Raw genomic sequence first — 25,413 nt, 5'->3', positions numbered from 1 at the left:
GCACATATTGGAGGTATCTTCATTGATCATTCAACTGGGCAATTTCGAAGTGAGTTCCGGACAATTGGTTGTCGCGGATCCTTGTTATGAATTGAATGCAAACACGGTCATTATGGGCCTGCTGGAGTCTGTTATGGATGGGACATGGGTCTCGGAAGTCGAGAAGTTGGAGATCCCGGACTGGGGCGAAGCCAATGCCAAGCTAACCGCTTACCATATGTCCGCTGCTAAGCAGGGAGAGATCCTGGAATGGATCAAATGTCCTTTTGTGGCAGGAGTGGATAGCGGACAAGCAGGTATTTTTGACAAGCCAAAGTTCCGAGTTCCTGACGTGGATACGTCAGCGGACAGCACAGATACGGCATGGTATTACGCCTGCTGCGATATTACCGAGAGTGGCGAAGAAGCAGGTGTCCTCGATGGCGGCGTTGTGTCACGTACCGGCATGGGTGACGGCGCATACGGCGTATACAAGGCAGTAAATCAGCAGGATCAAGTGATTGCCGTCAAGATTGTGTTTATTAAGCGTTAGTTGTTTAAAAGAATTCTTTCCCATGGGTTGGGGCAAGATATGGTTTGGAACCGCGTCTGGCAAGCCAGAAGGGGTTGTTCCTATCACAATTCCGAGGGAGTGAGATGGATGGCTAACAATAACGAACGCAATCAAAGAACTGATTCTGAGCGTGACAACAACGACAAGGGTATCAACGCTGGAGAAGCCCTGGGCACTGCTGGTGGTGGCGTTGCGGGTGCTGCTGTAGGCTCCGTTCTAGGTCCAATCGGCACCATTGCGGGTGGTATCGCAGGGGCAGTATTGGGTAACAAAGCTGGCGATGCTGCAGAAAATGACGACAAAGAATCAAAGTAACAGGCCTTAGCAAGATCATCTGTGTGAGTCAGCATAAGAGGACCCGGGGGTCCGGTGACCTCCATTATGTTGGTTCATATTAGGTAAAGAACCGCGCATCCGCGCGGTTCTTTTAATTTTGGTATAAGTTTTATGTAGTAATAAATTTCAACTCCCTTCGCTTGACATACTACTACGTGATGTAGTAGGTTATAATCACTACACTATGTAGTAATTAAGTTCGTTATGGACGCATAACGACGTAAAGAGGTGTTCACCGTGAACCAGGTTCAAAAATTATCGGATACTGAAATGGAGCTAATGGAGGTGATTTGGGAGTGTACACCGCCTGTTACATCCACCGAATTGCTCGCTCTATTTGCCCAGCGAGGCAGAGAATGGAAGGCGCAGACCATTTCCACCTTCTTATCTCGCTTGGTGGACAAAGGGGCACTTACGGCTACGAGGCATGGACGGACAAATAAATATATACCTCGCATTTCGCCTGAAGATTATAAGCTCATGGAAACGCAGCACGTCCTGGACGAATTATATCAAGGCTCAGTTAAAAATCTAATATCAGCTTTGTATGACGGCGAAAAGCTTTCAGATGAAGATATTGTAGAGCTGAAGCAATGGTTTTCGCAAAAGTAGGGGGTGCTTAAGATGCTTATGAGTACTATTCTTGAAATGCTGTCTACCCTTACCGTTTCTGGAAGTGCCGTCGTAGCGAGTATTCTTGTACTACGGATCGTATCTATCAATGTCTTTCCAACAAAGTGGCGCTATGGAATTAGCAAAATGGCAATAGGCTTTTATCTTTTACCCGTAGTTCTTGGTATTCAGTGGATCTCGTCGTCTTTTACATTTAATTTAACAGCAAACGTCCCTATCGTGAACGAGTTACCTTCAACTGTGCAACATGCGCTGCCCGGTCAATATTCAGGGACTCATCCGAAGCAGCTCATCCCAGAACTGACCATATCAGCAAACGTAGTCCTTCCTCTTATTATTTTATGGGCAATCGGCGCTATAGTTTTTGCTGCATGGCAAATGTACTGTTACCGCAGATTTTTAAAGAAACTAGAACATACGCGTACCACTGTTCCGATAAGCAGCGAAGCAGCTAAACAGCTCTCTTTCATCAAGGAAGACCTTGGTGTGAAAAGCACCGTTAGACTTGCATACAGCTCCATCATTCGGAGTCCTGTTCTTGTTGGCCTGTGGAAACCAACCATTTATCTCCCTATAGAGAATACCATTAACATGGATCTGGTGATCCATCATGAGCTGATCCATTTGAAACGGAAAGATTTATGGGTCAAAGCGTTCACGCTAGGAGTAAGTGCCATACATTGGTTTAACCCTTTGGTGCACATTCTTCGCAAGGACATTCATATATGGAGCGAGCTGTCTTGTGATGAAGAAGTCGTAAAAGAGATGTCCCATGCCGAGCGAAAACGCTATGGGGAGACGATCTTAAGCGTCATGACAGGATCAAGGAATTTACCCGTGCAATTTTGTGCCTCCTTATCCAGTGATGGCAAACAATTAAAAAGGAGATTAATGATGATGCTTAATGTAAAGAAACAAAAAAAGAAAACAATGTATCTCACGATAGCAGCGGTGTTTTTGGTTGCTGCAATTAGCACATCCGCAGCGGCATGGGCTTCTAACAATACGCCCAAAGTCATTGGACAAGAGGAAAGCCAGCCGGAAGCTAAACCAAGAGAAGTGGCCCCTAAAGCGGTACCTTCTGAGACCGTAGTTGAGAATGAAGGAAACGATGTTGTAGCTTATCCACAAGAAGCTGCTCCTGAAGCTGTCGCTGAAGGAAGCAATGTCGTGGATTATCCCAAAGAAACTCGTCCTGCAGCTGTAGTTGAGAAAGAAGGAAATGATGCTGTTGCTTATCCAACAGAAGCTCGCCCTGTGGCTGAAGTTAAGAATAAAGGAAACCATGTTGTGGATTATCCAACAGAAGCTGCCCCTTCGGAGGCGGTCGCTGAGAGTGAAGGAAACCATGTTGTAGCTCCTCCAACAGAAGCTCGTCCTGTCGACGAGGGTTATAATTCTCATCCAATCGAGACCCCCAAGGTGCTTCCATTACGATAAGATCCATGACCTTTGAAGAATTTGCTGAGTGTGATTGATGCTGATGAGTGACGCATTCAAACATAAACGATGAACATTAAGTAGAGCAAAAACGAATGAAGAGGGCGCTCCCTCTTCTTTCACTTTATATAGAATGGAATCAGATAGCATCTGTTGTTGTAGCTGTAATAGCCCCGCCTATGGTACGATATGAAGGATTACGAAGCGATTAAGCTAGCAGATCATCATGGGATTATAGATATGGGATAGGGGAGTAACAACTTGAAGACATTTAAGAAAGTTTACATAGAGATTACGAGTATTTGCAATTTGGCCTGCCACTTCTGCCCGCCGACGGAGCGCAAGGCTAACTTCATTAAGGTAGAGGATTTTGCGAGAAGATTGGACGAGATCAAGCCGCACACCAGCTATATCTACTTGCACGTGAAGGGGGAGCCCTTGCTCCATCCGAAGATCGACGAGCTGCTGGACATTAGTCATGAAAAAGGGTTCAAGGTCAACATCACGACCAACGGCACGTTGATCGCGAAGAACCAGCACAAGCTGCTGGGCAAGCCTGCTTTAAGACAGATGAACTTCTCGCTCCACAGCTTCGATGGACACGAGGGTTCTACGAACCGAGAGGGATACCTAAGGGATATTCTATCCTTTGTCCGCGCGGCCGAGGAACATAAGGTGATCTTCTCCTTCCGTTTGTGGAACCTGACCCAGGACAACCAAACGAACCTCGAGAAGAGCCGCAACCGCCAAACGCTTGAAATTCTGGAGCAGGAATTTAATCTGGACTATCGAATCGAGGAGAAGGTTGAACCCGGCGGTGGCGTGAAGGTGGCCGACCGTGTCTATCTGAACCAGGATTATGAGTTCCAGTGGCCGAGCCTCACAGCCCCGGAGGATGAAGGCAAAGGCTTCTGCCATGCGCTTCGCAGCCAGGCGGCCATCCTCGTAGACGGGACGGTCGTACCATGTTGCCTGGATGGGGAAGGTGTCATCAATTTGGGCAATATCCATCAGAAGTCCTTCTCGGATATTGTCGATGGGGAGCGGGCGAACAACCTCGTGGATGGATTTTCACGCCGGGAAGCCGTTGAGGAGCTATGCAGAAAATGCGGGTATCGGCAGCGGTTTGGAGCTTAACTTAGGATTAGCCTGCCGTCAGCGGCGTTATCTTTAATACTGCACTCATCACAAAACAGCCTCTGTTCGCACCGTCTGCGAAGAGGCTGTTTTCATTTTTTTCTTAAGCTTGCTTGAGGCTTGGCCTAAATGATCGTAACAGGGGTGATGGGTACCAAGGCGGTTAAGGGCCTGGCATCCCTTCAGCTCCCATGCTGCCGGTATTCGAGCGGAGTAAGCCCGCAGTGCTTCTTAAACACTTGTGAAAAATAAGAGAAGTTCGAGTAACCCACCTTGGATGCAATGAGATGCACGGGAATATTCGTGCTCGTCAGCAGCGATTTCGAGATTTCCATCTTCCTTGTGATGATAAAGTCGTTCAGGGATACGCCCTTCTCTCTCTTGAACAAGCGGGATAAATATTCCGGATTGAGATAGATGGCCTCGGCTACTTCCGCCCGGCTGAAGTTCTTCTCGATGTTCTGATTGATATAATCTATGGCCCGGTCAATAGGAGATAAGGTATGCTGCCCTTTACCGATGTGCTCTTCAATATAATCCAGTGTAAAGTTGATCAGTTCGATCATTTTCTCAAGGGATGTATAAGCTTCAATATAGTCAGCATATGGATATTGCTCGAAGAAGATATCGTTCACCTCGAGCTTCAGCTGGTTCGCAGCGGTCAGGAATATCTGGATATAATCCTGATGAAACCGGGCCAGAAACTCAGCAGATATAATCCCGAGCTGCTTTTGCTGATGAAGATAGCTATGGATCTGCTCCCGCACGGTTTTGACGCTGCTGTGGCCGATCAGCATGGACCAGTTCTGCATGCTGGGGAATGAGTAGGAGCTATCCTTAATCTTTTCTAAATGCTGCATCGTAAAGACCTTGCTGTACAAAGCGACATTCTGCTGCCGCATATGGCAGAGTGCTTTATAATGCAGCCTGAGCTTCTCCGGTTCCCCGATATCGGAGATGTAGCATGCCGCCGAGCAGCCAAGCTCATTCTGAGCCGTGTCTATAAACTGCTTCATTACATCCGGGAGCGGAGCATCGAATGCGCCGTCGGTATATAGAAGTGCCAGATAGTTGACCTGGTCCAGCTGCACGAACAGGAGGCCCAGATGATAAGGCTCTACCAGCTTAGATAGAATGCTTCTCATCTCATATTTAATGGGCTCCTTATTCGGATCTGATTTCGTGAGCTGGATCAGGATGGTTGCGAACTTGGCATGCGAAGAGACGGAAATCTGGATATTGCTTAAGTCTCGCAGCAGCAACTGCGGATGTTTTCCGGAATCGAGCATGAAGCTGCGAACACAGTTCTCCAGCAGAAGCTCTTCATTTTGCCGCCAATATGCGCCGTACTCGTAAATTTGCTGTACATGGGTGTTAGCATGAATCTTATGAATCGCACGCTCAACGGAGGCTTGGATATCTTCGTACCTTGCAGGCTGGAGGATGTAATCGAAGCTGCCAAGCTGAATCGCTTCCTGAGCATATTCAAATTCGGAATAAGAGGAGAGGAAGATGCACTCGATGGCGGGAAACTGGGCTTTTGCCCATTTGAACAACTCCAGTCCGTTCTCCAGCGGCATTTCGATGTCGCACAGCATAATATGCACTTGATGGTTCGTCAATAACATTCTGGCTTCGTCCGGGCCATATGCCGGATACACATGGTCGATGCGCAGCTCCTGCCAATTGACTCCTGCAATAACCCCTTGCACAACGTCATATTGATCATCCACAACGAGTACGTTCACTTAAGCTTCCTCCTTGTCTCTTATTCTTTCATGGATCGGGATTATCATCTCAGCAACTGCACCACTTTCTGTGTTGAAAAAGGCAATCATCGCCCGACCTCCATACAGCATCGACAAGCGATGACGTACATTACTGATCCCGATATGCTTGTCCTTATAGAAGCTGCTGTCCCCATGGTTCAGCTCTTGCAGAGTGGAATCCGCGAAGCCGTTACCGTTATCCTGGATAGTGATGTCGGCATAATCTCCATCGTCGCTCTCCAGCAGAATTGCCTTGATCTCAATCCGCAGCTGCTCATTCGGCTTCGTTGCGTATTTGATACTGTTCTCGACAAAGGCCTGAATGGATAGAGGCGGTATCATGAAATCTTTCAGGGAACTGTCGATACTGCATTCGCAGAGCGGCGGGACATGATGGGCAATTTGCTGGATTCGAATATAGTTAAGAACATGGTCCAGTTCCTCCTGCAGGGAGACCAGCTGCAAATTATCCTTGAAATTGTAGCGCAGATGGTTGGATATCGCCAGGATCATATGCTGAATGCGCTCATAGCTTTGCTGCTGGGCCATCCCGTACAGGCTTTTCAAGCAGTTAAGGAAGAAATGGGGGCGAATTTGCAGCTGTAGATGCTGCAGCTCCGCCTTCTGCCGTTCAATCTCATGTTCATAGGCGACAATCTTCAAGTGGTTGACCTGGGTTGTCAGATTATTAAAAGCCGCGCCGACCTGCTTAAACTCTTCAATGCGATACTCTTCCCTTAGCTCTTGTTCAGAGCCTTTGCCAATGCTGGTCATCAGGCGATGCCAAGGGGATAGGAGGGACCGGTTGAAGAAGAACAAGCTGATCGTTACTAATAAGATGGTGAGCAGGGATAACCCGAACAGCAGAGCGAGGCTCCCCTTAAACACATCGGGCTTCGGGACGGCAAAGATCAACTGCACCTCCGAATTGCGAAGGGGCTGGCTGATCAGAATATAATCATTGTTGTTCTCGCTTAATTTAAGCTCATGATCTGCCACAAAAGCTTTGTTCGTTAGCGGGGCACCTTGGGTGTCAGCGTAAATAACCTCGGTCCCTTTTTGCACAAGATCCATCGAATGAATCTGATCAAAATCCACCATAACTGCGGCATAAGTGCCGTCTTTACCAAGCAGCTTGAACAGATAGGTTTTCTCTTCAACCTCGAAAGCGAGCCAGCCTGCGTTATAATAGTTCTCGGATCGCTGCGTCAAGGTATGCATATGCTGCCGAATGGCTTCCTTCGTTTCGTAATTATACCCATTGTCGAACATATCGCGATAGGTATTATTGACTGCACTATATATAAAAAAAGCGTTAGCCAAGTCATATGAGTTCAGAGCCGTATTGAATTGCGTCATAATTTCATGAGAAGCCAGATGAGCGCGAAGCGCACTGACCGGACTGTTCAGCGTTATATAATTGTAATCGCTTACGGCAACGTTTGACAGAAAATTATCAATAGCATCCAGATCATTTTGCAAATTTTGCGCATACAATGCGAAGGATTGCTGATTTGATTCGACAAATTTTGCGTTAAAGGCGTGATAGGAATAAAAGTTGAACACCAACAGCATTCCGATAAGCGGGAATGTAATCAGCAATAAAGCGCGAAAGATATTCATTTTAAATGAAGCGCTGAACTTTCTTCTCATGATGTGGCCACCTAGGATTTAATATGTTCATATATTATATCACGCAAGAGAGCTGGAACAGGCTGAGCAAGTTATTTCCATGGAATTCATGATTCCAAAAAAGGACAATCGGCTAGCAAGGAGATGTATACCCGTGCTGTGCTTCTTGTCCTTTTTTGTATGGATGCTAGGCCTAGCCTTTTACGGCTCCGACCGTAATGCCTTTAACGAAATACCGTTGGAAGAACGGATACACGATCATAATCGGTAAAGCTCCGACTACGGCGATCGCCATCTTGATCCCTACGCTTGGCATATTAGAGGCAATTTCACTGGCGTTGCCGCCAGCTCCGCCGCTTGCCAGGAATCTAACATCCTGCAGCATCGTATTCAGCATATTTTGTACACTGAACAAGCTGTGGTCCGTCAAATAATAGAGACCGTTTCTCCAATCATTCCAATAGTTGAGTCCGATGAGGAGCGACAGCGTAGCGACCATTGGCAGCGACATCGGGAGAACGATGCGGAAGAGAATGCGAAATTCTCCAGCGCCGTCGATTCTTCCGGCTTCAATGACTTCATCAGGGATGGTTGTCGTAAAGTACGTACGCATCATGATGACATAGAAGGCATTGAGCAGCAGGGCAGGAATGATCAATGCCCAGATCGTATTATCAATGTTCAAATAGCGGGTCCACATAATGTAGGTCGGAACTAATCCGCCGTTGAACAGCATCGTGAAAAAGACAAAGAAAGCAAATTTTCCGCGATGCGGCAAATCTCTTCTGGAGAGAGGGTAAGCCAGCAATACGGTAATCAGCAAGCTGACAACCGTACCGACAACCGTGACGAAGACGGTGATGCCATAGGCACGTACAATCGTATCAAGCCTCTCATACATGTACGCATAGCTTTCCAAACTGAACTTCTCCGGGAACAGCGAGTAACCGTTCCGGATCAGTGTGCCCTCATCGGTAAAGGAAGAGACGACGAGCAGTACAAACGGAAACAAGCAGAATATCATGAACAGGAGCATTAGAATATTCGCTATGATCTGAAACGCTCTACTATTATCAACCATGTTCGAATCTCCTTTGCGTCAGAATAGCGCGTTCTCTTTGCTGAATTTAATAACGAGTCGATTGGCGATGTAGACAAGCGTGAATCCGACCAGCGATTGGTACACACCTGCGGCAGAGGACATGCCAACATCGTTCAGCTTGATCAAGCCGCGATAAACATAGGTGTCAATCGTATTCGTAACATCGTACAGCGGACCCGAATCCATCGGTACCTGATAGAACAGACCGAAGTCGGAATAGAATATCGTTCCAATGGCAAGCAGCACTAGCGTAATCATCGTCGGCTTCAGGGAAGGCAATGTGATATGAACGATCTGCTTCCAACGGTTGGCCCCATCGATAACGGCAGCCTCATAGTAGCCCCGATCGATGCCCACCACAGTTGCATAGTAGATAATGCAGCTATAACCGACGGTCTTCCATAGATGCACGATGGTCAGGATGTAGGGCCAGTATTTCGGCTCCGTGTACCAGGATATGCTGTTCAGTCCTAGAGGCTCCAGAATGGAATGATTGATGAAGCCCGACTCGGAGCTGAACAGAGCGAATACGAGATAGCTTACAACGACGATGGATATCAGATAAGGCAGCAGGATCACCGTCTGATAGCTCTTTTTCCAAAACTTCGAACGAATTTCATTTAGAATAATGGCAATCGCGACGGCTATCACAGTCCCCAGAATAATAAAAGCAAGATTGTATCCCAGCGTATTCCGCGTGATGATCCAAGCCTCTTTCGTCTTGAAGAGATACTCGAAGTTGCTCAAGCCTGCAAACGGACTGTCGATAATCCCTTTATTCCAGTTGATATGCTTAAACGCGATGATGATACCAGCCATTGGTACATAGTTGTTGATCAGCAGGTAAATAAGTCCTGGAATCATCATGATGTACATGGGAATAAAGCGTTTATAACTGGTTTTTCCAGCTCTTTTTACCTTTGGTGCTGCCATGATGGCCATTCTCCTTTCATCTAATAACCGAAAAAGGATTATTTCTTACTAGCAGCCCACTTATCAAGCTGGGATTGCTTCTCGGCAATAATGTCATCAATGCCGGCATCCTTCAGTTCTTTCTGGAAGATCGGCAGTGTCGTTTCAGGATCCAACACTCCACACATCAAGGCTTCGTGGTATTTGGCAACGACATTGGATGCCGCGGTCATCTGGTTTCTTACACGACTCGAATCAAAGGTGAAGCCATATGCTGCAGAGCGGGTGGCAGTGTTGTTAAATTCCTTCTGAACTTCCCAGTAATCGGCCGGGTTGCCTTTCCATACATGACCGATGGTTTGGTTTGTCCAAATCCAGCCCCCGGTCGGAGGGTATCCGCTGTTGCCGCCATTAACGCCTTCAGGGAAGTCGATAATGGATTGTCCATTTGCAGCTTCCTCGCCAACCGTTACATAATGCTTATCTTGAATACCGTAGATCAAAAGGTTCACAATTTCAGGATCAGTATACATCAGGTTCAGCAATTTCATAGCCGCTTCGGGATGCTCGCTGCCGCTGCTGATTGCCCATGTAGCCATTTGCACGTCGGAAGTTGTTGTATAAGGAGGGATGATTTCGGATACGACAATTTCTGTATTCCAATTTCTCGTCTCCTGAACGGCAAATCCAGGCTTCAGGTTAGCAAATCCGCCAAATGCGCTGCCTGCTTTCATCAGCGTGCCGGCGCTTTCCGTATTGTTAATTGCATCTTTCATAATCAGACCATTTTGATACCATTTGCGCGTGCGAGTAATAAAGTCTTTGTACAGGTCGGTCTCATACAAGTTGACAACCTTGAGTTCCTTGCCATAATCCATCAGTACGCCCAGGTTCGTCATATCGTCGCCAAGCGTATCCCAACCCCAGTTACGAACGAGCTCGCCATTGGATGGAACGACTGGGATTACGTTAGGTTCATTTTCATGAATCGTTGTCAGGGCTTCTTCCAACTGATCGAGTGTTTTGATATTTTCATAGTCGATGTTGTATTTATCCGCCAGGTCTTTTCTCATTTGGAAGCCGTAGGCCTTGGCAAGGTCGCGACCTGTCGTAATACCGTATACGTCATCGCCGATGCGGCCGCTCTCGATATACTCCGGTCCGATTTCCTTAACGAGGTCTTGACCATACTTCTCAAGCAAATCATCAAGAGGGATGATCTGACCGTTGTTGGCAACCGTAGCCAGTGGCGTCATATAGATCGGAAGCAAATCCACGCCCTTGCCGGACGACATCATCATTGTCGTCTGCTGTACATAATTTCCGTAAGAAATATACGTGAGGTCCATCTCAACATTGAGTTTTTCTCTTGTAATTTTGTTAACGGCCTCCACGACCTCAGCGGTATCTTTCTTGTTATTGCCCATCATGACAACATCGAGCTTCACGAGCTCCTTCTCTTTCAAATCTCCTTCAGCGATAGGTCCCGGATCGTTCTTGGCGCTGGAACCCGAATCTTTGCCTCCGCAGGCGGCAAGGATTGATAGCGCTAACAAGATCACCAGTGCGCATGACATCATTCGTTTCATTCTGACAACACCCTTCTTCTCTAAGTAAAATCTTGTTCTTTATATTAGCAAACAAGGTGAGCGTGTATCTGTAAAAATAATGTCCTAAATGATTGAAAAAATGACTTGTTGTCGATTAAAGCATTATCGTTGATTCGGCGTCAACATAATTGTGCTAGAATGGTGCGGGAACTTTTGCCATAAACTTATACATCAGAAACGAGGCGGTAGGCATGACAAACTTGAAGGTTGCATTACAGCTGTATACTTTACGTGATTACGATCAGGAAGACTTTGCAGCGAAGCTTAGAAAGGTACGCGAGGCCGGTTATGATGGCGTTGAATTCGCGGGATTTGCCGATATTCCGGCAGAAGAGATGAAGGGAATGCTGGAGAAGGCTGGGCTTACAGCTATGGGCAGTCATACGCGGATAGAGGAACTGCTGGACCAGCTGGACGAGGTTATTGCTTATAATCAGGTGATCGGCTCCTCCTATATTGTGATCCCTTACTATAAGATCGAATCGATGGAAGACGTACATAGCCTGATCACCATCGTGAAGGAGATGGGTCCGAAGATTAGAGCAGCTGGTATGGATCTTCTATATCACAATCATTATCATGAGTTCACGAATGAGTTTGGTGACAAGCCGATCTTGGAGATGCTGCGGGAAGCTACAACGGAGGCCGAGCTGAACTTTGAGATCGATATGTTCTGGACAACTCATGCCGGCCGTGAGCCTGTGAAGGTCATGGAAGACTTCGGTTCACGCTGCAAGACCGTTCATGTGAAAGACATGGTGAGCATCGAAGGCAAAGAGATGACCGAGGTAGGAACAGGGATTCTTGATCTGAAGGGCATTATAGGGAAGGCTCAATCCGCGGGTTACAAGTGGGTCGTTGTTGAGCAGGACCGCATCAAGATCGATGGCTATGAGAGTGTCAAGATTTCGCTTGATCATGTGAAAGCGATCTGCAGTGGCATTTGATAGTCCTTATTAAGTAAGTGAAAAATGGATGCCTTATGATGACATAACGTTTTAACTTAAATAAAGAAGAGGTCCATATCCAATGAGGATCAAAGGATATGGATCTCTTCATTTTTTGAGTTGGATAAACGGGGGAATGAATAGTTTAAGTTGATACCAATATATGGTACCGTTATACCTGAGAACTAATTACTCCCGGAGGACGTTATGAAGAAGCTGCGCGCTGCCATTATTATTTTTATTATTTTTATTATTTTTCTTAGTGGTTGTAGAAGTGCAACAGAGATACCTATTAACATGGAACAGAAAACCGGGACTGAGGTTCCTGATCCAGAATATGCTGTACCACAATTTACACCGTTAGATGAAAGTGAATATGAGGGCATTCAAAAGGAAATGATCAAATTAATAAATCAACATGTACAATATGTGAATGCAAAAGACGAAGAAAAGTTCAAAGAATTGTTTGATAACCAAGACTACGGCTTACCTTCTTTTGAAGTTCTGGGCTTGGTGGTAGATGAATTCCAGCCAATGAAGGGGAATCAAGGTCTTGTATCGATACTATTAACCATCAAACCACTTGAAGGTAATAGGTTAATTGAAGAACTTAAATTTTGGTATTATATTGCCTTGAATGAAGAAGAGGGAAAGTGGAAAATCATGTCCATCGATTAAAAGTTTTATCATAACGACGATACGAGATCCCACCAGGGTATTGTTTATATAAAACAATTGACCTCGGAAGATAGAGAGGGTGTTGTCATAGTGGGTTTGCACAAAAGTTGGGGGGATTTAGCAGTAACCGCAATTTAGGCGGTCTTATTGGCGTCGGATTATGTTTTTATGTTCTATATCGATACGAACTCCTGAACGGATGGACCATATTATTTATAATTTGTGGAGCAGTCGCCGCAGTGGCAGTTGTTTATACTATGGTCACATCCCGAGCATCTGAGCAGCAGCGTAAGATAGATCTGCCTAAATTTATTTTATCTCCAGAAAAGCGCAAAATCTGGTTTGTTAATATGCTGCTCTGTTTGTTTTCCGGCATGATTGGTGTATTATTAATACCCTATTTACAGGAGCGATATGATGCGGACCTCGAAGAAATTGCAATAACCTTCTTGTTGCCCATGCTTGTCTCTTCATTCTCAGGTTCCTTTTTAGGGAAGCTTGGAGATCGTGCAGGTTACCGTAAGGCTATTGCTATCTCAATCGTTATATCCTGTCTAACTATTTCGACCATTGTGTTTTCTCCTAGGTTAAGCATCTTTGCGGTGCTTTGGACCATTTTTATCATTTCTAACTTTTCTTCTTTTCTTTCGCTCGATGCGATGTTTTTTAGGGGGATATCAGAAGAACATATCGGGGATGCTTCCGGCAAATATTCCATCGGCGCATATGTTGGGGGAATAATAGGACCTGCATTGGGTGGTTTTGTGTTTGATACATATGGTTCAACTGTTCCTTATATTATATTTGCAGTAAGTATGGCCCTGCTGGTTCTTCTCCTGTTCAGGGTGCTCCCGAAAGACAACTCGTACAATCCTGCACTTACGACAGAGAACCAGACATTCTCGCAAAAATGACCTTAAACAAGAGGCGGAGATAAATTCCGCTTTTTTTTTGATACCGATATGTGGTATCGTTATGTGTTACGACTTAAATTTCAGGTATTGACCTTAAAGGAGACCCCATGACATTTCAAGATTTAAATATATCCCCGATCATTCTCAAGGCGCTGGCCAAGGAGAACTACAAGACGCCAACGCCTATTCAGGCTCAGTCCATCCCGGCTGTGTTAACCGGCAGAGATTTGCTGGGCTGTGCCCAAACCGGAACAGGGAAGACCGCTGCTTTTTCGGTACCAATGATCCAATTGTTAAACGAACAGCCTCCTAAACCGGGCATGGGGCGCCGCATTCGCGCGCTGGTATTGTCGCCGACCCGTGAGCTTGCCCTGCAAATCTCGGATAACGTTAAAGCATACAGCCAGTTCACGAAGCTCCGTTCGACCGCAATTGTAGGTGGTGTTTCGCAGAAAACACAGGAGCGAGCGCTTCAGCAAGGAGCTGACATCCTGATTGCCACCCCGGGCAGGCTTATCGATCTTATCAATCAGAAGCATGTCGATCTGCAGCATGTGGAGATTCTGGTGCTGGATGAAGCTGACCGAATGCTGGATATGGGCTTTATTCATGACGTGAAGCGGATCATCGCCAAAATGCCGAGCAAAAGACAAACGCTCTTCTTCTCGGCCACGATGCCTGCGGAAATCACCAAGCTGGTCAAAACACTGCTCCACAATCCTGTAAAAGTAGAGATTACCCCGGTTTCCTCTACGGCTGAGCGGATCGAGCAATCCGTGTACCTGCTGGAAACGGGGAGTAAGCAGAAGCAATTAAACGAGCTGCTGAAGGATCCAACGATCGCATCGGCATTGGTCTTTACTCGTACGAAGCGCGGAGCGGACCGGGTGGCGCGTGGTCTGAACAAGGTGAATGTTACGGCTCAGGCCATTCACGGTGATAAATCGCAAACCAGCCGACAGAACGCACTTAAAAATTTCAAAAGCGGCGAGACGCGGGTATTGGTGGCGACGGATATTGCCGCAAGAGGCATTGATATCGACGAGCTGTCGCATGTCATTAACTTCAACCTCCCGAATATCCCCGAAACGTATGTTCACCGGATTGGCCGGACAGGACGTGCGGGGCTAAGTGGAACGGCGATTTCGTTCTGCGAAGTGGACGAAGTGCCTTTTCTGCGGGACATTGAGAAGTTAATCGGAAAGTCCATTCCCGAAGTGAAGGATCATGCTTATCCGATGTCCGGCTCATTAAGAGCGGCCAAGGTAGAACGGTCGCCGAAGCCTGCATCGGCAAGACCTGCCAGAGCGAAGAACAATTCGAACCAGTCTACTTCAACCAAGAATGCTGCAACCAAGGCGACTTCGACCAAGTTTGCTTCGTCCAAGTCTGCACCATCCAAATCTGCTCATACCAGATCCGGTTCCACCAGATCTAACCGAGCGCCGAAAATAGTGAAAAAGTGAATATAAGCAAACGGACAACCCTTTCTCCTAAGTGAAAAGGGTTGTTTAATGTCTTTTGGTTCATAAGAAATTAGTGATTCATACTTTGTAAAAAATTTCACAAAGTTATCATATGAATGCCGATTCTTTCCTTTCCTATGAGTTAAGATAGATATGAGAGATCAGTAATTGTTTTACATCGAAACTAGCCGGATATGGAGGATGGACTTCATGAGAAATGTATTTGTTTTGGGTGGAACCGGATTCTTGGGTTATTTTACGATTAAGGAAATGCTGAAAAGAGGATATAAAGTATCCACGGTATCGCTGCCTCCGCTGCCAACGGAAGATCTGCTTCCCCGTGAAGTTGAATGTAGATTAGGCAATATTAATGATATGAGTGATGAAGAGATTCTGGATATGCTAAAAGGCATGGACGGTTTTGTATATGCGGCTGGCGCTGATGAGCGCGTGGTGCCTGAGGCGCCAGCTATGAAGTTCTTCTATGAAGCGAATGTTCTCCCTACACAGCGTCTGGCTCGATTGGCCAAGCAGGCTGGAGTGAGGAAGTTCGTGCTGTATGGATCGTATTTCGCCCACTTTGCCGAGAAGTGGGCAGATCTGCCGATTATAGACAATGCGTATCCGCGTACCCGTCTGCTGCAAGAAGAAGTAGCTTGCATGGAGGGTGAAGGCGGCATGGATGTTATGACTCTGCGCTTGCCGTTCATCTTCGGGATCATGCCAGGACGCATGCCGCTCTGGACCATGTTCGTTGATCGGGTGAAAGGTAAAGAGACGGTGCCGGTGCCGGGAGGCGGAACGGCAGCCGTGACTGCCCAGCAGGTGGCAGAAGCCACAATTGGCGCGATCGAGCATGGCCAGCACCGCGGTAAATATGCGATCAGCGGCATCAACATGAAGCACAGCGAATTCCACCAGATGGTACTTGACGCACTGGGACAGAAAGACAGCAAGATCGTTGTGCTGCCGCTGGAACAGATGCAGCCTGCGATGGAGCAGCTGGATGCGGCCACAGCCGCAGCCGGCAAGGAGCACGGCATTCATATGAGTGTAGCTGCGGCGATTCAAGACCGCGACGCCTATCTGGATCCGGCGGATACGATGCCGATTCTGCAATATCAAGAGGATGATGTGTACGCATCGATTGTGGAGACACTTCGCAAATGCGTCGAAGAGTAGGCTAATTCAGTCGCTGCACCTGTACAGCCGCAGATGCAGCCTCGCTGCGGCAGAGCGAGCACAAAACTGTGTGCGAGTAATTGGCTTATCAACCCTAAAGCGCCCCTTCCTGTTAAGCGGAAAGGGCGCTTTTTTCGTAAACACACTAATCTTGTTTTCTACCCGCCAGACACAGGAACAGCGGAATTCTGCGCCTGCGTTCATAGGTTTCGTCACTTGCAAAATGCTCCCGCACAGGCTTCGATTCCCTGAGCTGCTCCACTATAAAACCGGCCTCCTGCATCGCGATAAAATAATCTTCGACGGTCCGATGATATTTATGAACGGTGCCGCCCAGCCATTGCTGCTCCCGGTAGCCGTCGATGAAGTAATTATCTACAACCCAATTCGTTCTTGTGCCGGACGGCTGAAGAGTAGAGGTAATGACGGGATGCTCCACAGAAAATACAAATCTTCCGTTTGGCTTCAAGGTCTGATGGATGCTGCGAAAGACGCTCCCGATATCCTCCAGATAATGAAGGGCAAGCCGGGAAATTACCACATCGTAGACGTTACGAGGGTATGTATAGTCCTCCATCCTCATGTGCAGAACGGACCCATGACTGTAATCCATAAGCTGGTTTGAGGCGGCCTTCACCATATTGCGGGAACCTTCAATCCCAACGTATGCAGCACAGCCTTTTTTCAGTAATTCCACGCCAAATCCGGCATCTCCGCACCCCAAGTCGAGTACATGCCGATCCAAGACGTCCCCCAGCAGCTGCCATATGACTGGCGTCTCCAGCGTATCATTGGCATTCTCCTGCCATTGCCGCCGCTGCATGTATTGCTCGAAGTTCGAGTTATCGTCATAAAAATCAGATCCGTGATAGCTCATAACTACCTCCTTCGAATAACAACCTAAAATGCACCATGTGTACTTTACCATATTGGTCATAAGGTATGAATGAAAAATTTTAAAATGAGTTATTTTGGAACCTATTTTGCAGTCTACTGTAAGGTGAGAGACAACGGTATACTCATATTAAGTAGAATAGGCTTCCAGGAGGGGAAGGACATGTTTATCGTCAATGTGGAAGGTGCCGTGCATAAGGACGGGCAGTGGCTGATGATAACGCGCAGCTTAAAGGAGGAGAATGCCGGAGGAACGCTTTCGTTTGTGGGAGGCAAAGTCGACAAGGAAGGCGACACACTGGATATTCTGGAGCGCACCGTGAAGCGGGAGCTGTATGAAGAAGTTGGAGTCAAAGTAAAGGAAAACGTTACGTATGTTTACAGCTCTTCTTTTGTAACGGATGATGGACGTCCCGTCATCAATATGGTGTTTTTGTGTGAGTATGATCAAGGTACGCCATATTGCAAAAGCCCGGACGAGGTGGATTCGGTGCAGTGGATGACACTGGCCGAAATCATGAATCATCCGCAGGCGCCGCCGTGGACGAAGGAGAGCGTACAGCGTGTGGAGGAGGCGCGGAGCAAGCTCAATAAGTAAGTTCCTGATATAAAAATACTAAGAAAGGTGGCTTGGATATGAACAGCCTATTGCAGGTGAGAGTGACCGGGATTCTGATCGAAGACACGGATTCACTCCTTGGAGGACTTGTGAGAGTGTGTAAGAAGGAGATTCTTGAACGAAATTTTTAAGAACAGTTGGTGGATCTTGAGCTTATCAAGGCAAATTCGGCTCATATTTTAACAGCCTAATTTGATGAAATTGAGATTTCCATATGCTGTCATCAATATGTTGTTTTTAAGGGAGTTATTCACAAGACTGAACATAAAAGTATTCAGTTTTGTGTTCACCGTCTACACTTTTGTGGTATTATGAATACAGAAGTGTTGGTGTTATATACAACGTATATACAACATGAACACGTATAAGCAGAGAAATACAAACTATAATAGAAATAGAGCCCTCACCGATCGCAACGGTAAGGACTCTAGAGCAGGAACAAAGGGCTGTGAATCCCACGGCATGTTGAAAAACTTAATTAATCAGCGAAAACCCACCGAAGGCGCCTAACCTTATGCGGTGGGTTTTCGCTTGTTTAGCTTACGACGAATCCAGCGGAACAGCTTGCGCACACTCAGCAAAATGCTGAGTGCAGCTGCAACACCTTTGAGTACGTCTACTAGCTCGACAAGGGCGATCAAGGCATCACCCCCTTTAACGAGAGATAGCCGTGATCACTCCACCGCACTTTGTCCTACCAGAGATTATAACACTAAAAGGGCGTCCCCTCCCCAATATAATCCAAAAAATCGATGCAAAAGTAAATTTCGTATGAATTGAAGTAAAGCAGAAAAAATTAATTCTGCACTAAATGTCTGATAATACCTCCAGGATAATAGTATGTTGGAATTATTTTTTTGAGGCGGACAATCGAGTAACACGGCCATGAATTGTGCGGTAAGCGTGGTGAATGATGCTTAGGTAAAAAAGAGTTCATAGTCATTCATTCCCTATATTCGGCGACAGAGCTCCTCTATAATGGAGCTGCACAGGTCATCCAGCTTGATTGTTAATCTAAAGATTTGAGGTTCGTATAACAGAGAAAAATCGCGGATAACAAAAGCTGCTGTGTGGGTTCGCTACAACATAAGAGAGAATATGAATGAAGGAGATATGAATCATGGCTAAAACCAAACGGGGACGCATCCTGTGGAGCATGCCATCTCGTGGCCGGGGGACATGCCCTGTATGCAGCACGACTCGCATTAAGCTCCTCTATATTGCCAACAAGTCGGACGGTACGGCACTGAAGGTATGCAAGCGATGCCAGAATGCTGATCAGTCCCGAGTTGACGCAGCGGTAGTGTAAACGACAGTTGCGCCTTAAAATCGACTTGGACGCAACCGCTCGAGCACCATATATCTATTCAAGTCGGAGAATTCAGAAGCCTGTTCCTTCATCAAGAAGGACAGGCTTCTTGGCGTTTACAAAAACGAGAGCATTCCATATTAGGGTTTACAAATAATTCCTGATAGTTTATTATCTAATTTAACAAATATCAAATTAGATAATCGTTAAATTAGAAAGGAGCTGAACATACACTTATGCAATTGGATAAGGTGGTCAGTTATCATAAAGCGCTCGCAGATCCGACGCGGATCAAACTGCTCATCCTGCTTGCCGAAGGGGAGCTCAGCGGACAGGATCTGGCTGAGAAGATCGGTGTCACGCCGGCAACGATTACACATCATGCCGCCAAGCTGCGGGAAGCGAGCCTCATTCAAGAGCGCAGGGACAAGAACACGATCTATTTTTCATTGAATGATTACTTTATCAAACATAGCGCTGCGGCGACGGAGAAGCTGATCTATCACAGAGTAAGGCAAGAGGAGGATTTAGAGCATATGCAGGACAACAATCTTAAGATGAAAACATCGGTTCTTAACAATTTCTTCACGAAGGACGGTAAATTAAAGAGCATTCCTGCTCAATTGAAGAAGAAACTCATTGTGCTCACACATATGGTGTCTCAGCTGGAGGTGGGGCGAAAGTACAGCGAGAAGGAAATCAACGAATTCATCAAAGGATATCACGAGGACTTTGCGACTATTCGCCGAGAGTTTATCATGCATCATTTCATGTTCAGGGACAATGGAGTGTATGAGCTTAATCCACAAGAAATGTGGGTGCGGTGGGAGGATTTATCCTAATGGAAGAAGAGTCTCCGTTAACCTATCAACGGATCAAAGAAGCCCAAGCGGGGGATTTTGAAGCCTTTCGGCTGATCGTCAAGCAATATTCCAACGCGTTGTTATCCGTTGCGTACAGTGTGTTGGGAGATTTCCATGATGCCCAGGATGCAGTGCAGGAGGCATTCTTAAAGTGTTATCGAAATCTGAATACGCTGAACGATCCTGCGAAGCTGGGCAGCTGGCTGTATGCGATCACGCGCCGGACCAGCCTTGATTTTGCCAAACGAAGCAAGCCGACGCTCCCTCTGCAAGATACTGCTCCATCACCCGACAACGTCATGCCTTGGCTGGAGCAATATGCGATTCAAGAATCCGTGTGGGGAGCCTTGCAGGAATTGGAGGAGAAAAGTAAATCGGTGGTCGTGCTGTACTATATAAGCGGTTGGTCGATGAAAGAAATCGGCCAGTTCCTTCAAATGTCGGTATCTGCCGTGGAGAGCCGGATGCGACGTGCCAGAGAAGTATTGAAAGGGCATCTAGCTGGCGATTATGAGCAATATTTTCATACTCAGCGTTTGGGCCGAGAGTTTGAACAGAAGGTTTCGGAACAGGTTCTTAAGCGGGCAGGCCATTTCTACGTCCCGGTCACGAATAAGGAGCGGGCCACCGCTTGGTTTATTCAGCATTTCCACCTGGGAATCAGCAGGCATGGCAATCCGGTACTGGAATCCGGACAGGAATTGTATTTGCTTGAATGTCAGCATCACGTTCCGGCAAGTTTGCCCGTACTCACGTTCGAAGTTACGAATGTTGAAGATTTAGGACAGCTGCTGCAGCATCAGGGGATTGCAACCGAGCTGATCCAGGAGGATGCTCTATTCGGTAAATTGCTGGTGTTTTATGATCCTGATGGCAATAAGTATCATGCAATTGATCCTAAGGTATAAAAAAAATTTTCCGTGACGGAATTAGCCCGGTTCCATCGTCTATATATCGAAACCATTATTATCGAGAGGTGAATGGAATGAGAACAGATAACCAATTAAACGAAGCACCGAAGCTTCAATCCGTGAATAAGCCGCTTTTAAAGAAGGTTCATTGCAATTATCTTCCGGTCAAGAATATCACACAGGCTGTCAAATGGTACTCTGAGCTATTTGGTCTTACCGTGCGGAAATGTGACGATACAGGGGCCATACTGATCTTGGGAGATGGACAGTGGCTGTTTCTGTTGGAAACGCTGGATAATCGAACAGCCAACTTCCTAACCAATCAGTGGGATGGGGAGAACTACGAGATGTTCTCGTTAACCTTTGAGGTCGAGAATATTACGGAGCTGCACAAGCGGCTGCGAGAGAATGGAGCAGAAGTCGAGCCGCTGGTGGATCATGGATCCTGCGGATTACAGTTCAAATTCAAGGATATGGACGGCAACAAGTTTAACGTTTGGCAGGATGCACCTGCCAGCTAACCAAGGAACGCAGGAATAGATAGATCAGCAAGGCAAGCACTGCTTGAAGATGGCAGAAGGCTTGCCTTTTTTGTTTCCCTATTTCAGATCCGGTTGGAAATGGCGGTGTTTCTTATTTGAACCGTCGTTGCATGACCAGCCCGCCCATCGTTAAAGGTAGTCTAATTTCCCGGCAGCGTTTACAATAGGGAATAAGGATTTATATTCCAAGAGAGGTGATTGGATGGAAGGTTACCGCTGTATGAATCATCCGGAAAGAATGGCCGTTGCCCAGTGTACACAGTGCGGGAAGCCCGTATGCGACGAATGTTATAACCCGGAGACAGGGCGCTGCCGCATTCGCTGCGGGGAGATGACGGCTCCTGGCTCGGCGGGAACGCCACCGCACAGGAACGTGGTCATGAACGTGATTGTGTCCATTCTTGCGATATTGGGAGGACTTCTTGTGCTGCTGCTCGCGATTTGCGGAACTATACTGTTCTCTAGTTAATGATCGCAGGCTTTAAAAATTATGGACCTTATTTAATCTTTGTATTCAAGGAGTGGACCGATGGAGTTTCCTGTTTATTTGCATCTGGGTTCCTGGCGGATTCATCCGCATGTGCTGTTTGAATCGCTGGCCTACTTTATCGGCTTCCGCGTGTATGTATGGACTCGCAGGCCGAGTGGCATGACCAAGCTGATGAGCCTACAGATTCTGGCTGGAATCATCGTCGGTGCGGCTATCGGTTCCAAGCTGTTATATTGGCTCGAAGATCCGGCTGCTACCTGGGAACAGCTCCGCCAATTTCATCTACTGTGGGGAGGCAAGACGATTGTTGGCGGCCTCCTGGGTGGATTGATCGGTGTCGAGCTGACGAAGCGCTGGGTGGGCTGGAAGCATTCCACCGGCGATGATTTTGTTTATCCGCTGATGCTGGGTCTGGGACTCGGACGGATCGGATGTTTCCTGACCGGTCTTGATGACCATACCTATGGCACGCCGACGACCTGGTTCACGGGTGTGGATTTTGGCGACGGGATCTATCGCCATCCAACCCAGCTGTACGAGATTCTGTTCCTGATCGTGTTGGCTGTTCTGCTAATTCCGCTGTACCGCCAGAGCCGCGGCAGATCCATTCGCACAGAGTATGTGTCCGGGCGGATGTTTCAATGGTTTATGGCCGGGTATCTGCTGTTCCGTCTGGCAATCGACTGGATCAAGCCGACGCCGCATCCTTATCTGGGCATGAATAATATCCAGCTGGCGTGCATCGCAGGACTGATCTATTATGCATGGCTGATTGGCGGCAGAGACAGGTTTCGCCGCTTCAAGCCGGGTTCCCAACTTCCAAGCTGACCAAAGGAGCGTTATATATGCCAAAGAACCGACCTTATTTATATCATGAATTGACCAATAGCATATGCACGACATGTTATCGTAAAGTAGAAGCCAAGATCATCGAGGAGAACGGCAAGATATATATGCTCAAACGATGCCTTATTCATGGTCCGGAAAAAGTACTGATCGCCACGGAGGCGGACTACTACCACCAGACGCGGAAGTTCATCAAGCCGTCTGAAATGCCGCTCGTCTGGAATACGCCGATTCGTTACGGCTGTCCTTATGACTGCGGGCTTTGCCCGGACCATGAGCAGCACAGCTGTCTCACGCTCCTGGAGATTACGGATCACTGTAATCTGCAGTGCCCGATCTGCTTCGCGGAATCGTCGCCGCATCGCACCTCGTACCGGTCGCTGGCGCAGATCGAATTCATGCTGGACCGGATCGTGGAGAATGAGGGCGAGCCGGACATCGTGCAAATCAGTGGGGGCGAGCCAACAACGCACCCGGATTTCTTCGATATTCTGGACATGTGCAAGAGCCGGCCTATCAAGCATATCATGGTGAACACGAACGGCATCCGGATTGCTCAGGACCGGGAATTTGCCCGCAGGCTGGCGGAATATATGCCGGGGTTTGAGATATACCTGCAATTCGACAGCTTTGAAGCGCATGTGTTAAAGGAGCTGAGAGGTGCCGATCTGCGGCGCATTCGCCAGCAGGCCATCGAGCATTTGAACGAATTCAACATATCCACCACGCTGGTCGTCACGCTCAAGAAAGGGCTTAATGACAACGAAATCGGCGACATTATTCAGTACGGGCTTCAGCAAAAAGCGGTGCGCGGCGTCACGATCCAGCCGATCCAGGCGGCCGGCCGCCTGGAGGGGTATGATCCGGCGACGGACCGACTTACCGTGAGCGAAGTACGGCGGATGATTATCGACCAATCCGAGGTGTTTACGGATGCGGATATTCTTCCGGTTCCTTGTCACCCGGACTGCCTCGCTATGGGCTATGCCCTCAAGCTGGGCGGAGAAGTGCTGCCGCTCACGCGGATGATCGATCCGGAAATATTGCTCGAAGGAGACAGCAATACGATTGTGTTCGAGCAGGATCCAGTAATCCGGGGCAAAATGTTCGAGCTGTTATCCACAGGTCACTCGCCGCAATCCTCTGCGCTTTCGCTGAAGAGCCTGCTCTGCTGTCTGCCGCTGGCTGCCGTGCCGGAGCAGATTACGTATGACAACGTCTTCCGGGTCATCATCATGCAGTTCCTGGATGCTCATAATTTCGATGTCCGTTCCGTTAAGAAATCCTGCGTCCATATCGTGCATCCCGATGGGCGGATGATTCCGTTTGACACCTATAATATGTTCTACCGGGACGATAAAGAGGAACTGTTGAAGGAGCTGAAGGAAGAGGTCGCCACGGCATGGGACAGATAAGCTGCGGATAATTAGTACATTGCAGAAATTACGGAGATTAGGAGCTTACATAGGGAGGCAATACATTATGCAGAACAGCATTCCCGAACCTGAGAAGGTATCCCCTTATCAATTGGATCAGAACATGAAGATCGATCATGCTCTGGGGGATGACTTGTTATGGCATTCCCCGCTGGATGAGCCGTTCCAAGTATCCGGCTTTGCCTGGCTTGATACCGAACATAAATACCGCAGGCTGCCTGCGTCGCCTGATGTTCCCATCCGTCCAGAGGTGAATGCCTTGGCCAACTGTACCTCGGGCGGTCAGATACGCTTCCGCACCAATTCGCGAACCGTATCGGTCCGTGTGCGGCTTACAGCAGGAGCCAGCATGTATCATATGCCTCCAACCGGAGAGTGCGGAATGGATGCGTATATCGGCGGGCCTGGCGAATGGAGACATGCAGGAACCACCCGCTTTCAGCCAGGCCAGGTAGAGTACGAGAGCAGTCTATTTAATGTTGAGGGCCATGACGGCAAAGTACGCTCGTTCCTGCTCAATATGCCTTTATACCAGGGCGTGGAAGAGCTGTGGATCGGACTTGCGCCAGACGCCGAGCTCCTGGCACCCGAACCCTATGATTGTTCCAAAAAAGTGATTGTATACGGAACATCCATTACACAAGGCGGATGCGCATCACGGCCTGGCATGTCCTATACGAATATCTTAAGCCGCAGGCTCCATCTGGAGTTCATTAATCTAGGATTCTCGGGCAACGGCAAGGGAGAGCAGGAGCTTGCCGAATTGGCCGCACAAATTGCGGAGCCTGCCTGCCTTGTCATCGATTATGAGGCGAATTGCGGCGGGACCGAAGCTTATCAGCAGACCTTGCCGCGGTATATCGAGACCTACCGGAAGTTCCATCCGGAGGTTCCCATCATCCTGGTATCCCGCATTCCTCACGGAGGAGAGTCGTTCATGCCGGAGATTCTCGAAGGGCGGCTTGAACGTAAGAAATTCCAGGTCAATCTCATTCGGCAGCTGACCGAGGCCGGAGATCATCACCTAACGTTTGTAGATGGATCGGAATTGTTAGGTGATGATTCTGGGGAAGCCACCGTGGACGGGGTCCATCCGACGGACCTAGGCTTTCAGCGGATGGCCGATGGCCTTGAGCCTGTACTGAGGCAAGTGATTGGGGACATGACTGCATCAGCAAGGTGAAAGAACCCT

General features: G+C 47.7%; 26 protein-coding genes. 19 read left to right on the top strand and 7 right to left on the bottom strand.

The features are described 5' to 3' along the window. Positions 1 to 22 precede the first annotated feature (22 nt). The 5 genes from ABEQ74_RS29535 (at position 23) to ABEQ74_RS29515 (ending at position 4,099) form a co-directional block, all read left to right on the top strand. Complete coding sequence (locus ABEQ74_RS29535) at positions 23 to 532, top strand: DUF4241 domain-containing protein (protein WP_430125865.1); 510 nt, start codon at positions 23 to 25, stop codon at positions 530 to 532. A 108-nt stretch (positions 533 to 640) separates the two neighbouring features. Then, on the top strand, positions 641 to 868 hold the full coding sequence (locus tag ABEQ74_RS29530; protein WP_430125863.1) for a hypothetical protein: 228 nt from the start codon (positions 641 to 643) through the stop codon (positions 866 to 868). A gap of 258 nt (positions 869 to 1,126) precedes the next feature. Then, complete coding sequence (locus tag ABEQ74_RS29525) at positions 1,127 to 1,501, top strand: BlaI/MecI/CopY family transcriptional regulator (protein WP_430125861.1); 375 nt, start codon at positions 1,127 to 1,129, stop codon at positions 1,499 to 1,501. Between the two features lie 18 nt (positions 1,502 to 1,519). Continuing rightward, positions 1,520 to 2,962 (top strand): M56 family metallopeptidase, encoded by a 1,443-nt coding sequence (locus ABEQ74_RS29520; protein WP_430125902.1) that lies wholly within the window; start codon positions 1,520 to 1,522, stop codon positions 2,960 to 2,962. A 261-nt stretch (positions 2,963 to 3,223) separates the two neighbouring features. Beyond that, complete coding sequence (locus tag ABEQ74_RS29515) at positions 3,224 to 4,099, top strand: radical SAM/SPASM domain-containing protein (protein ID WP_430125859.1); 876 nt, start codon at positions 3,224 to 3,226, stop codon at positions 4,097 to 4,099. Between the two features lie 182 nt (positions 4,100 to 4,281). Here ABEQ74_RS29515 and ABEQ74_RS29510 read toward each other — a convergent pair whose 3' ends face one another. The 5 genes from ABEQ74_RS29510 to ABEQ74_RS29490 form a co-directional block, all read right to left on the bottom strand. Then, entirely contained in the window at positions 4,282 to 5,847 is a 1,566-nt protein-coding gene (locus ABEQ74_RS29510) for a response regulator transcription factor (RefSeq protein WP_430125857.1), read from the bottom strand. Beyond that, positions 5,848 to 7,521, bottom strand: a complete 1,674-nt coding sequence (locus ABEQ74_RS29505) for a sensor histidine kinase (RefSeq protein ID WP_430125855.1) — start codon at positions 7,519 to 7,521, stop codon at positions 5,848 to 5,850. A gap of 172 nt (positions 7,522 to 7,693) precedes the next feature. Then, the gene (locus tag ABEQ74_RS29500; RefSeq protein WP_430125853.1) at positions 7,694 to 8,581 is read right to left on the bottom strand and encodes a carbohydrate ABC transporter permease; all 888 of its coding nucleotides are present in this window, start codon (positions 8,579 to 8,581) and stop codon (positions 7,694 to 7,696) included. Positions 8,582 to 8,599: 18 nt separating this feature from the next. Further along, positions 8,600 to 9,535, bottom strand: coding sequence for an ABC transporter permease (locus ABEQ74_RS29495; protein ID WP_430125851.1), 936 nt, complete (start codon positions 9,533 to 9,535; stop codon positions 8,600 to 8,602). A 38-nt stretch (positions 9,536 to 9,573) separates the two neighbouring features. After that, entirely contained in the window at positions 9,574 to 11,103 is a 1,530-nt protein-coding gene (locus ABEQ74_RS29490; protein ID WP_430125849.1) for an ABC transporter substrate-binding protein, read from the bottom strand. Between the two features lie 212 nt (positions 11,104 to 11,315). Here ABEQ74_RS29490 and ABEQ74_RS29485 point away from each other — a divergent pair, with 212 nt between their 5' ends. The 5 genes from ABEQ74_RS29485 (at position 11,316) to ABEQ74_RS29465 (ending at position 16,311) form a co-directional block, all read left to right on the top strand. Beyond that, positions 11,316 to 12,071 (top strand): sugar phosphate isomerase/epimerase family protein, encoded by a 756-nt coding sequence (locus ABEQ74_RS29485; protein ID WP_430125847.1) that lies wholly within the window; start codon positions 11,316 to 11,318, stop codon positions 12,069 to 12,071. A gap of 207 nt (positions 12,072 to 12,278) precedes the next feature. Next, a complete protein-coding gene (locus ABEQ74_RS29480; protein ID WP_430125845.1) occupies positions 12,279 to 12,749 on the top strand; it encodes a hypothetical protein in 471 nt (156 codons plus the stop codon). Positions 12,750 to 12,988: 239 nt separating this feature from the next. Beyond that, positions 12,989 to 13,663 carry an MFS transporter gene (locus ABEQ74_RS29475; protein WP_430125843.1) on the top strand — a complete coding sequence of 225 codons (675 nt, stop codon included), beginning with the start codon at positions 12,989 to 12,991 and terminating at the stop codon, positions 13,661 to 13,663. Between the two features lie 107 nt (positions 13,664 to 13,770). Next, positions 13,771 to 15,129 carry a DEAD/DEAH box helicase gene (locus ABEQ74_RS29470; RefSeq protein WP_430125841.1) on the top strand — a complete coding sequence of 453 codons (1,359 nt, stop codon included), beginning with the start codon at positions 13,771 to 13,773 and terminating at the stop codon, positions 15,127 to 15,129. 210 nt (positions 15,130 to 15,339) lie between these two features. Continuing rightward, positions 15,340 to 16,311 (top strand): NAD-dependent epimerase/dehydratase family protein, encoded by a 972-nt coding sequence (locus ABEQ74_RS29465; RefSeq protein WP_430125839.1) that lies wholly within the window; start codon positions 15,340 to 15,342, stop codon positions 16,309 to 16,311. 145 nt (positions 16,312 to 16,456) lie between these two features. Here ABEQ74_RS29465 and ABEQ74_RS29460 read toward each other — a convergent pair whose 3' ends face one another. Beyond that, positions 16,457 to 17,188 carry a class I SAM-dependent methyltransferase gene (locus ABEQ74_RS29460; protein ID WP_430125837.1) on the bottom strand — a complete coding sequence of 244 codons (732 nt, stop codon included), beginning with the start codon at positions 17,186 to 17,188 and terminating at the stop codon, positions 16,457 to 16,459. A 180-nt stretch (positions 17,189 to 17,368) separates the two neighbouring features. Here ABEQ74_RS29460 and ABEQ74_RS29455 point away from each other — a divergent pair, with 180 nt between their 5' ends. Further along, positions 17,369 to 17,803 (top strand): NUDIX hydrolase, encoded by a 435-nt coding sequence (locus ABEQ74_RS29455; RefSeq protein ID WP_430125835.1) that lies wholly within the window; start codon positions 17,369 to 17,371, stop codon positions 17,801 to 17,803. A 533-nt stretch (positions 17,804 to 18,336) separates the two neighbouring features. On the opposite strand, the gene ABEQ74_RS29450 is transcribed toward ABEQ74_RS29455, so the two are convergent. Continuing rightward, positions 18,337 to 18,465 (bottom strand): hypothetical protein, encoded by a 129-nt coding sequence (locus tag ABEQ74_RS29450; RefSeq protein ID WP_430125833.1) that lies wholly within the window; start codon positions 18,463 to 18,465, stop codon positions 18,337 to 18,339. A 479-nt stretch (positions 18,466 to 18,944) separates the two neighbouring features. On the opposite strand from ABEQ74_RS29450, the gene ABEQ74_RS29445 reads away from it, so the two are divergent. The 8 genes from ABEQ74_RS29445 (at position 18,945) to ABEQ74_RS29410 (ending at position 25,404) form a co-directional block, all read left to right on the top strand. After that, positions 18,945 to 19,133, top strand: coding sequence for a hypothetical protein (locus tag ABEQ74_RS29445; protein WP_430125831.1), 189 nt, complete (start codon positions 18,945 to 18,947; stop codon positions 19,131 to 19,133). Between the two features lie 236 nt (positions 19,134 to 19,369). Then, a complete protein-coding gene (locus tag ABEQ74_RS29440; RefSeq protein ID WP_430125829.1) occupies positions 19,370 to 19,975 on the top strand; it encodes a metalloregulator ArsR/SmtB family transcription factor in 606 nt (201 codons plus the stop codon). After that, complete coding sequence (locus tag ABEQ74_RS29435) at positions 19,975 to 20,904, top strand: sigma-70 family RNA polymerase sigma factor (RefSeq protein WP_430125827.1); 930 nt, start codon at positions 19,975 to 19,977, stop codon at positions 20,902 to 20,904. Before ABEQ74_RS29440 ends, ABEQ74_RS29435 begins: the two co-directional genes overlap by 1 nt. Before the next feature lie 77 nt (positions 20,905 to 20,981). Then, complete coding sequence (locus ABEQ74_RS29430; protein ID WP_430125825.1) at positions 20,982 to 21,428, top strand: VOC family protein; 447 nt, start codon at positions 20,982 to 20,984, stop codon at positions 21,426 to 21,428. Positions 21,429 to 21,651: 223 nt separating this feature from the next. Further along, positions 21,652 to 21,918: a B-box zinc finger protein gene (locus ABEQ74_RS29425; RefSeq protein WP_430125823.1), complete on the top strand. Its 267-nt coding sequence runs from the start codon at positions 21,652 to 21,654 to the stop codon at positions 21,916 to 21,918. Positions 21,919 to 21,978: 60 nt separating this feature from the next. Continuing rightward, on the top strand, positions 21,979 to 22,767 hold the full coding sequence (locus tag ABEQ74_RS29420) for a prolipoprotein diacylglyceryl transferase (RefSeq protein ID WP_430125821.1): 789 nt from the start codon (positions 21,979 to 21,981) through the stop codon (positions 22,765 to 22,767). A 17-nt stretch (positions 22,768 to 22,784) separates the two neighbouring features. Further along, entirely contained in the window at positions 22,785 to 24,200 is a 1,416-nt protein-coding gene (locus ABEQ74_RS29415; protein ID WP_430125819.1) for a radical SAM protein, read from the top strand. A gap of 67 nt (positions 24,201 to 24,267) precedes the next feature. Next, positions 24,268 to 25,404, top strand: coding sequence for an SGNH/GDSL hydrolase family protein (locus tag ABEQ74_RS29410; RefSeq protein ID WP_430125817.1), 1,137 nt, complete (start codon positions 24,268 to 24,270; stop codon positions 25,402 to 25,404). The last annotated feature ends 9 nt before the right edge of the window (positions 25,405 to 25,413 follow it).

Source organism: Paenibacillus solani (assembly GCF_050475945.1).
GTDB classification, from domain to species: Bacteria; Bacillota; Bacilli; order Paenibacillales; family Paenibacillaceae; genus Paenibacillus_AQ; species Paenibacillus_AQ solani_A.
Note: the sequence above shows the minus strand (reverse complement) of the source record. Positions and strands in the feature narration are given on the sequence as shown.

Coding starts and splice junctions, on each gene's coding strand:
- ABEQ74_RS29530 (WP_430125863.1), top strand. CDS start 641: ATGGCTAACAATAACGAACGCAATCAAAGAACTGATTCTGAGCGTGAC.
- ABEQ74_RS29520 (WP_430125902.1), top strand. CDS start 1,520: ATGAGTACTATTCTTGAAATGCTGTCTACCCTTACCGTTTCTGGAAGT.
- ABEQ74_RS29505 (WP_430125855.1), bottom strand. CDS start 7,521: ATGAGAAGAAAGTTCAGCGCTTCATTTAAAATGAATATCTTTCGCGCT.
- ABEQ74_RS29500 (WP_430125853.1), bottom strand. CDS start 8,581: ATGGTTGATAATAGTAGAGCGTTTCAGATCATAGCGAATATTCTAATG.
- ABEQ74_RS29495 (WP_430125851.1), bottom strand. CDS start 9,535: ATGGCAGCACCAAAGGTAAAAAGAGCTGGAAAAACCAGTTATAAACGC.
- ABEQ74_RS29490 (WP_430125849.1), bottom strand. CDS start 11,103: ATGAAACGAATGATGTCATGCGCACTGGTGATCTTGTTAGCGCTATCA.
- ABEQ74_RS29485 (WP_430125847.1), top strand. CDS start 11,316: ATGACAAACTTGAAGGTTGCATTACAGCTGTATACTTTACGTGATTAC.
- ABEQ74_RS29480 (WP_430125845.1), top strand. CDS start 12,279: ATGAAGAAGCTGCGCGCTGCCATTATTATTTTTATTATTTTTATTATT.
- ABEQ74_RS29470 (WP_430125841.1), top strand. CDS start 13,771: ATGACATTTCAAGATTTAAATATATCCCCGATCATTCTCAAGGCGCTG.
- ABEQ74_RS29465 (WP_430125839.1), top strand. CDS start 15,340: ATGAGAAATGTATTTGTTTTGGGTGGAACCGGATTCTTGGGTTATTTT.
- ABEQ74_RS29460 (WP_430125837.1), bottom strand. CDS start 17,188: ATGAGCTATCACGGATCTGATTTTTATGACGATAACTCGAACTTCGAG.
- ABEQ74_RS29455 (WP_430125835.1), top strand. CDS start 17,369: ATGTTTATCGTCAATGTGGAAGGTGCCGTGCATAAGGACGGGCAGTGG.
- ABEQ74_RS29445 (WP_430125831.1), top strand. CDS start 18,945: ATGGCTAAAACCAAACGGGGACGCATCCTGTGGAGCATGCCATCTCGT.
- ABEQ74_RS29440 (WP_430125829.1), top strand. CDS start 19,370: ATGCAATTGGATAAGGTGGTCAGTTATCATAAAGCGCTCGCAGATCCG.
- ABEQ74_RS29435 (WP_430125827.1), top strand. CDS start 19,975: ATGGAAGAAGAGTCTCCGTTAACCTATCAACGGATCAAAGAAGCCCAA.
- ABEQ74_RS29430 (WP_430125825.1), top strand. CDS start 20,982: ATGAGAACAGATAACCAATTAAACGAAGCACCGAAGCTTCAATCCGTG.
- ABEQ74_RS29425 (WP_430125823.1), top strand. CDS start 21,652: ATGGAAGGTTACCGCTGTATGAATCATCCGGAAAGAATGGCCGTTGCC.
- ABEQ74_RS29420 (WP_430125821.1), top strand. CDS start 21,979: ATGGAGTTTCCTGTTTATTTGCATCTGGGTTCCTGGCGGATTCATCCG.
- ABEQ74_RS29415 (WP_430125819.1), top strand. CDS start 22,785: ATGCCAAAGAACCGACCTTATTTATATCATGAATTGACCAATAGCATA.
- ABEQ74_RS29410 (WP_430125817.1), top strand. CDS start 24,268: ATGCAGAACAGCATTCCCGAACCTGAGAAGGTATCCCCTTATCAATTG.